The 2,328-nt window shown below is 51.5% G+C and carries 1 protein-coding gene and 1 pseudogene; one reads left to right on the forward strand and one right to left on the reverse strand.

Annotated features, from left to right (window positions below):
- Positions 1-426 precede the first annotated feature (426 nt).
- A complete protein-coding gene (locus ACR0EF_RS18510) occupies positions 427-1,359 on the forward strand; it encodes an IS481 family transposase (RefSeq protein ID WP_480771331.1) in 933 nt (310 codons plus the stop codon).
- A gap of 12 nt (positions 1,360-1,371) precedes the next feature.
- Here the strand turns inward: ACR0EF_RS18510 and ACR0EF_RS18515 are convergent.
- Positions 1,372-2,114, reverse strand: a pseudogene (locus ACR0EF_RS18515) (IS3 family transposase); the annotation flags it as partial.
- Positions 2,115-2,328 lie beyond the last annotated feature (214 nt).

The following is a 2,328-nucleotide window of genomic DNA, read 5'->3' on the forward strand; positions in this document are numbered from 1 at the left end:
CATCTATGCCGTCTAGAAGCGTAAGCATCTAATCAACAGGGCCTTTTCGGCTGAGAGTAATTAGGCCCATTACAACGTATCCACCATGTCCGAATGTTTCAAATGGAGTACCTCAGATGGCCCGCTGCTGCGCTTCTGTAATCAGAACGTTCTCGCACTGGTCCATAGTGTTTTGCCGCTCAATCACGATGTAGAGATGCAGAAAAGCTTCCACTTTCAGAAGCAGCCATCACTATTAATCAACACTGAGGTTCCGTAAACTTGGCGCTTGCGTCAGGGTCGACAAACATAGATCACACTTAAATCACTTATTACGAAGTCAACATAACTATGCCCCGCGCTAAGTGTATTCTCTGAAGAGGTTGTTCATCGCGTTCAGATGTTTGATGTTGGTTTCACCACAAAACAACACAAGAGATCCATGAGATGAACAACCCGCATAAGAATGCCCGAACCACGACGTATAGTCGAGAGCAGATGGTAAAACGAGTGCTGGAACAGCGGCAACCGGTGGAACAGGTTGCCCGGGCGTTTGCAGTCAGTGTTCGCACGGTGCGTAAATGGATTGGCCGCTACCTGGCTGAAGGAAGGGCCGGTCTGGAGAACCGCTCATCACGGCCAAGGTCTGCCGCTGCTGTACAGGCCAGCTGGTGGCGCAAGAAAGCTGAACAACTTCGCAAGGACTACCGTCTGACGGCACAAGAGATCGCGACCAAGCTCAATCTTGCCCGCTCGACAGTTGCGGCTTGGTTGAAGCATGCAGGTCTTGGTAAATTGAAGGCTCTTGATCCCAAGCCACTTGTGCGACGCTATCAACGCGAACGAGCGGGGGAGCTATTACATCTGGACATCAAGAAACTGGGGCGCTTTGAAGGGCACGGTCATCGCATTACAGGCAATCGCAAAGGCCGCACGCCGGGACTTGGCTGGGACTATCTGCATGTGGCCATTGATGATGCCACCCGTCTTGCCTATGTGGAAGTTCTGCCCGATGAGACCCGGCACTCGACCTCAGCTTTTCTTGTCCGCGCTCTGCGCTGGTTTCGCAGACGGGGCGTGGCAGTCGAGCGAGTGATGACGGACAACGGTTCCGGTTACATCGCAAAACTGTTCCGCAGGATACTGCGGATGCTGAATATAAAACACATCCGCACCCGGCCCTACACGCCTAAAACCAACGGAAAAGCCGAACGCTTCATTCAAACCATGCTGCGTGAGTGGGCCTATGCCATCCCGTTTAAATCATCAAGAGCCAGAAAACAGGATCTGCCAAGATGGGTGAACTGGTACAACACTCAACGCACCCACATGGGCATTAACAATCAAACCCCAATTCAGGCCCTAAATAGAACAACCTGACTAGATTCCACAGCTAAGCACCTTGCGCGAATACCAGTCGATAATTGCGATCAGATAGACAAAGCCTTTGGCCATGGGAATATAGGTCAGGTCAATCGCCCACGCCTGATTGGACTTTGTAACTTCCACATCCCGCAGCAGATATGGGTAGATCTTGTGTCCGGGCGCGGGTTTAGAAGTTCCTGGACGCCGGTAAAGCGCCTCAATGCCCATCCTCTTCATCAGCCTACGCACTTTGCGCCGGCCAATACCATATCCTTCGCCTTTCAAAAGCTGTTGCAGCATTCGGCTTCCGGCAAACGGATAGTCAAGATGCAGTTCATCCAGCCGCCGCATCAAGGCGAGGTCTTCTTTGGATATTGGCTTGGGCAGATAATAAACTGAGCTGCGCGCAATCCCCAGAGCTTTGGCTTGCCGATTAATCGGTAGCTTATGTTTGCGGTCAATCATCTTTTTGCGCTCAGCAGTCCCGCTTTGGTGAGCGCCCCTTCTAAAAAATCATTCTCCAACGTCAACTCACCGATATTGGCATGCAGCCGCTTCAGATCAACCTCTGGCTCCTGCTTGACCGGTTTATTGCCGGAAAATACCTCTGGCATCGCATCCAGAGCCTGATCCTTCCATTGCTTGATCTGGTTGGGGTGGACGTCAAACTCTTGTGACAGTTCCGATAGCGTCTTCTCGCCACGAATAGCGGCCAGAGCAACTTTCGCCTTGAAAGCAGGGCTGTGATTGCGCCGGGGTCGTTTGCTCATGTCTTTCTCCTGTTCTTGGCATCATGCCAGTTTCAGGAGCAAAATCCACTTATCTCAACTGTCTGAAAATCCGAGACCGCCTCTGGCTGGTGTGGGTGCTGTTTTTACAGCAAGACGCGCTTGCCTATTTCTATCTGGTGTTTGCTCGTTGATATCCTTGAGGATTTTTTCATCCCCAAATCAACAGTGATGAATTTGGGGCATGCTTTAGGGC

The sequence above is a fragment of the Ruegeria sp. CG8 genome, from assembly GCF_056537165.1.